At 60.3% G+C, this 4,764-nt stretch carries 6 protein-coding genes; 1 reads left to right on the forward strand and 5 read right to left on the reverse strand.

All coding sequences use genetic code 11. The features are described from left to right. The 5 genes from C9413_RS27915 to C9413_RS27935 all read right to left on the reverse strand — a co-directional run. Window positions 1–1,199: Do family serine endopeptidase (locus tag C9413_RS27915; RefSeq protein WP_170251203.1), on the reverse strand; the 1,199-nt coding region annotated here is incomplete at its 3' end. 102 nt (window positions 1,200–1,301) lie between these two features. After that, window positions 1,302–1,487 carry a DUF2065 domain-containing protein gene (locus C9413_RS27920; RefSeq protein WP_039845305.1) on the reverse strand — a complete coding sequence of 62 codons (186 nt, stop codon included), beginning with the start codon at window positions 1,485–1,487 and terminating at the stop codon, window positions 1,302–1,304. A gap of 9 nt (window positions 1,488–1,496) precedes the next feature. Then, window positions 1,497–2,429, reverse strand: coding sequence for a protease modulator HflC (locus tag C9413_RS27925; RefSeq protein WP_039845306.1), 933 nt, complete (start codon window positions 2,427–2,429; stop codon window positions 1,497–1,499). Window positions 2,430–2,432: 3 nt separating this feature from the next. Beyond that, window positions 2,433–3,509 carry an FtsH protease activity modulator HflK gene (gene hflK / locus C9413_RS27930; RefSeq protein ID WP_039845307.1) on the reverse strand — a complete coding sequence of 359 codons (1,077 nt, stop codon included), beginning with the start codon at window positions 3,507–3,509 and terminating at the stop codon, window positions 2,433–2,435. Between the two features lie 149 nt (window positions 3,510–3,658). Further along, entirely contained in the window at window positions 3,659–4,177 is a 519-nt protein-coding gene (locus tag C9413_RS27935) for a dihydrofolate reductase (protein WP_039845308.1), read from the reverse strand. A gap of 201 nt (window positions 4,178–4,378) precedes the next feature. Here C9413_RS27935 and C9413_RS27940 point away from each other — a divergent pair, with 201 nt between their 5' ends. Continuing rightward, the gene (locus C9413_RS27940; protein WP_052451547.1) at window positions 4,379–4,645 is read left to right on the forward strand and encodes a hypothetical protein; all 267 of its coding nucleotides are present in this window, start codon (window positions 4,379–4,381) and stop codon (window positions 4,643–4,645) included. Window positions 4,646–4,764 lie beyond the last annotated feature (119 nt).

The raw sequence follows: 4,764 nt of genomic DNA on the forward strand, positions 1-4,764 counted from the left end.
TCCTCCGGAGCAGGATTGATCACACCATCCGGAGAGGTATCAGCGTCGTTGGAAGCGGCCTGATCGCTGTCCTCCAGACGACCGAGCGTCACCTTGACAGTCTGCTCCTTGCCGTCACGCAGCACCACGACATCCACTTCCTTGCCGACTGGACTTTCGGCCACGACACGCGGTAGGTCGCGCATCTCATTGACCGGCTTGCCGTCGAATTTCAGGATGACGTCGCCCGCCTTGATCGAACCGTTGTCGACCGGCCCGCCCTTGATGACACCGGCTACGAGCGCACCCTTGGCGGTATCGAGACCCAGGCTGTCGGCCACGTCGTCGGTGACCGGCTGGATGCGCACGCCGAGCCAGCCGCGGCGCGTTTCTCCGAATTCGCGAAGCTGGTTGACCACGCCTGCAGCAAGCTCCGAAGGCACCGAAAAGCCGATACCGATCGAGCCGCCGCTTGGCGAAATGATCGCCGTGTTGATACCGATCACCTCGCCCTTCATGTTGAAGAGCGGACCGCCGGAATTGCCCTTGTTGATCGCCGCATCGGTCTGGATGAAGTTGTCGTACGGGCCTGCGTTGATATTGCGGCCACGGCCGGAAATGATGCCGACGGTCACCGACCCGCCGAAACCAAACGGATTGCCGATCGCCATGACCCAGTCGCCGATGCGCATGTCGCTGGAATCACCAAACTTCACGGCCGTCAGCGGCGTCCTCGGTTCGACCTTCAGTACCGAAAGATCAGTCTTTGTGTCCGTTCCGATGAGCTTGGCTTTCAGCTTGGTGCCATTGGCGAAATTCACCTCGATGTCGTCTGCGCCCTCGATCACGTGGTTGTTGGTGACGATATAACCCGATGGATCGATGACGAAGCCGGAGCCGAGCGAGCTGACATTGTGGTTGCCGCCCTGGCCGCCCTGCTGCTTATTGAAGAAGTCGTTGAAGAATTCCTGGAACGGCGAGCCGTCCGGTGCGCGCGGCGCCGGGCCGGCACCTTCATCGCCCTTGACGTTCTGCGAGGTGGAGATGTTCACCACTGCATCGAGAAGCCCTTCAGCAAGATCGGCAACAGAGGCCGGACCATTCAACAGAGGCGTGCTCTGCGCTTCAGCAGCGCCGGTAAGACCGATATTTGCCAGAAGTGCAACACCGGCCAGGAGAGCGAGCGATCGTCTGAAGGTCGGGCGTGTCGTGGGGGCCATCAAGCTTCCTCTTATGGGGTCAAAGCGGCAGTCTGACCATCAACATAGGGCGGAATGATGGAGCGTGAAATCACCTTTTCGCGAAATCCCGTGCAATCTGCGTCAGCGTCTGACGAACCAGACAAGCGCGACACCGAGCACGACGGCGCCAAGTCCGAAGATGCGTAGCTGGCGCTCCGGAACCGTTGGAAGCAGCCGGGCCATCTCGACAAGAAAACGAGGGGCCAGTGCGTAGACCAGCCCCTCGATGATGAGAAAGAATGCGATTCCTGTCAGGAAATCCTGCATCCGGATGCGTCAGTTTGATGGGATCGCAGGTGCCGGGGCTTGAGGTGAAGCCGGGGGCGTCGTGCCGTTGGAATTGTCGAAATACCGGAAGAATTCCGTATTCGGCGACAGCACCAGCGTCGTATCCTGGGACGACAGCGCGGAGGAATAGGCCGCCATCGAGCGGTAGAACTCAAAGAACGACGGATCCTTGCCGAAGGAGTCTGCGAAGATGCGGTTGCGCGCGGCATCGCCCTGACCGCGGATGATTTCCGCATCGCGCTGGGCTTCCGCCGTGATCTCGACCACCTGGCGATCGGCGATAGCCCGGCGCCGCTGGCCTTCTTCGGTGCCTTGCGCGCGCAGCAGCTCGGCCTCGGCGAGGCGCTCGGCCCGCATGCGGCCATAAGTCTGCGGCGCCACCTGCTGGGTCAGGTCTGTCCGGCGAATACGCACGTCCTGGATATTGATGCCGAGATTTTCGGCGTCGCCATGCAGGTCATCGCGCACTTCGAGCATCATGGCCACGCGCTCGTCCGAAAGGGCGGCATCAAAGTCGCGCAGACCGTAGACACGGCGGAGCGACGAATCGAGCTGTGTGCGAAGTCGCGCTTCGGCGGCCTCGCGGTCGCCCGACACCGTTTCGCGGAACTTGCGCACGTCCTTGATGTCGTAGATCACGAAAGCATCGACGTCGAACGTCGAACCGCCGCGAACCTGGACGCGAATATTGTCAAGGTCGAAGCGCAGCGCCTGCTTCTCGACGATCTGGACGCGATCGGCATCCATGAAGGCGAGAGGCAGCTTGAAGTAGATGCCCGGCTCCGTCTTCACCGACTGGATCTGGCCGAAGCGTACGACGATTGCCTGCTCGCGCGCATTGACCACGAAGACCGAGGAATAAGCGATGACAAGCACAACGGCGAGCAGGATGATGATTACGGGAAGTCTGTTCGATGTCATGGCTCAACCTCCCTGCTGTGCCGGTTTGCCGATCTCGTTGAGCGGCAGGTAGGGAACGATCCCCTGCTTCTCATCGATCACGACCTTCTTGGAATTCTTCAGCACCTGTTCCATCGTCTCGAGGAACAGCCGCTTGCGGGTCACTTCGGGAGCCTTCGAATATTCTTCGTTGATGGCAGTGAATCGCTGCGCCTCACCGTCCGCTTCCTTGACGACACGATCCTTGTAGGCAGCCGCTGCTTCGCGAATCTGGGCCGCGTCGCCGCGTGCCTGGCCGAGTTTCTGGTTGGCATACTGGTTCGCTTCTTCGACGAGGCGTTGCTTGTCTTGTTCGGCGCGCTGCACCTCTTCGAAGGCATCGGCGACATCGCGCGGCGGCGCCACGTCCTGAATGGTGACCGCGGTTACCGCCATGCCCGCATTGTAACGGTCCATCGTGCCCTGCACGATGGCGGCAACCTCCGTTTCGATCGGCTGGCGGTTGTTGCGGAAGGCATCCTGCGCCGGGCGCCGGCCAATGATTTCGCGCATCGCGCTTTCAGCCACCTGCTGCAACGTTTCGGCCGGGTTTTCGACGTTGAAGAGATAGGCCTTGGGATCGATCACGGTGAAGAAGACCGAGAACTCGACGTTCAGGATGTTCTGGTCGCCCGACAGCATGAGACCTGTCGAAGACGAGGCCGACGTCGAGCCAATATTCTGCTGCTGCACCGTCACCTTGACGATCTCGACGGTTTCCATCGGCCAGAGGTGGAAATGCAGCCCCGGCGTCGAAATCTCTTCCTTCGGCTGGCCAAAGCGAAGCTCGACACCACGCTCGTCCGGCTGGACGATGTAGATGCATTGGAAAAGCCAGAAGACGACAAGAACGGCCGCAATAATCACTGCCACGCCGCCGTTGAAACCGCCGGGTACGATGTTGCGGAGCTGATCCTGGCCGCGCCGGATGATATCTTCCAGATCGGGCGGCCCGCCCCGGCCGCCGCGCGGGCGGTTCGGCCCCTGCCCCCACGGTCCCTGATTATTACCGCCGCCGCCGCCCCATGGGCCGCCGCCGCCATTCTGATTGCTCCAGGGCATCAAAACCTCGTTGTTCGTTAAACTCCCAATCGCATCGTGCCCGCGGGGGCGGCAGGCTTTAAGCGATTGTGACCGTTATAGGTATCGCCGCAGCTGCTTTCAACGCGGCATGAAGAACTTGGCGATATTTATCGATAAATATTTCGTTTTCAGGCGCTGCGGCGCTCATAGACGACGAAGCGCGTCGGATAATTGTCCTTTTCTCCTGCCGGTACATCGATTTCTTCAATCACCATCCAGGCGGCAGGGTCGATCGAAGGGAAGGACGTGTCGCCCGCAACATGGGTTTGCACATGCGTGACGCACATCCGGTCTGCAAGCGCCATTGCTTGCGCATAGATTTCTCCGCCGCCGGCGATGATGATCTCGATCTGGCCAGTCTCGCGCGCCAGCCTTTCGGCAATCCCGATCGCCTCGGGAAAAGAACGCGCCATTGTCACATCCGATTGCTCGATCGTAGCGTGCCGGGAAATCACCACATGCGGGCGCCCGGGCAGCGGCTTGCCAAAACTCTCATATGTCTTGCGCCCGACCACGAGCGGCTTGCCGAGCGTCATTGCCTTGAAGCGCTTGAGATCGGTCGAAAGCCGCCAGGGCATGTCGCCGTCGCGTCCGATGACGCCATTCTCGGCCACGGCAACGACGATGGTCTTTCTGATGTCGGACATGAACTTCCTGAGGTTGAAGTGACGGCTTGGCCCGCCGGATCTACCGTTGGGCGGGCCAACAAGCAAGAGAGGCTCGACAAAATCCCGTCCACGCCTGCGGGCACGTCCGAATGCGAGATATCGCAACGCACCATAAGCAATTCGTAAACCACGCCGTACGTTTCAATTTTACTCCAGGAAATGCTACGTTAAGTTGAGTTTATGGGAGACAGATCCGCGCAGAACAATCGGCCGAGCCGCATCGACCTCGTCATCGTCGCCATGGCGGCGGGGATTTTCGCGTGGGTTGTCACAGGCGGCAAGGCCGGTTCTCCGGTAACGACAGGCCTGGGCACGGCATTCGCCTGGCATTTTATGGGCTTTCCGATCATCCCCGTGAAACGCAAGGAACGCAGGCTCGGTCGGTTCGGAAAGCGTCTTTTAACGGCTGTCGGCCTAATCCGGAAAGATGACGGAAGGCTGATGTGAATGATGAATGCGATGCCTCGCTTGGGCGGAATCTGCACCCCGATGAGTCTATGCATCGTTTGGTCTCACGTATCGGGGGCGCCGTCGTTGTTCGGCGGACAGAACCTTTACGGGAGGGG

The organism is Rhizobium sp. SEMIA 4085, assembly GCF_013004495.1.
GTDB lineage: Bacteria > Pseudomonadota > Alphaproteobacteria > Rhizobiales > Rhizobiaceae > Rhizobium > Rhizobium gallicum.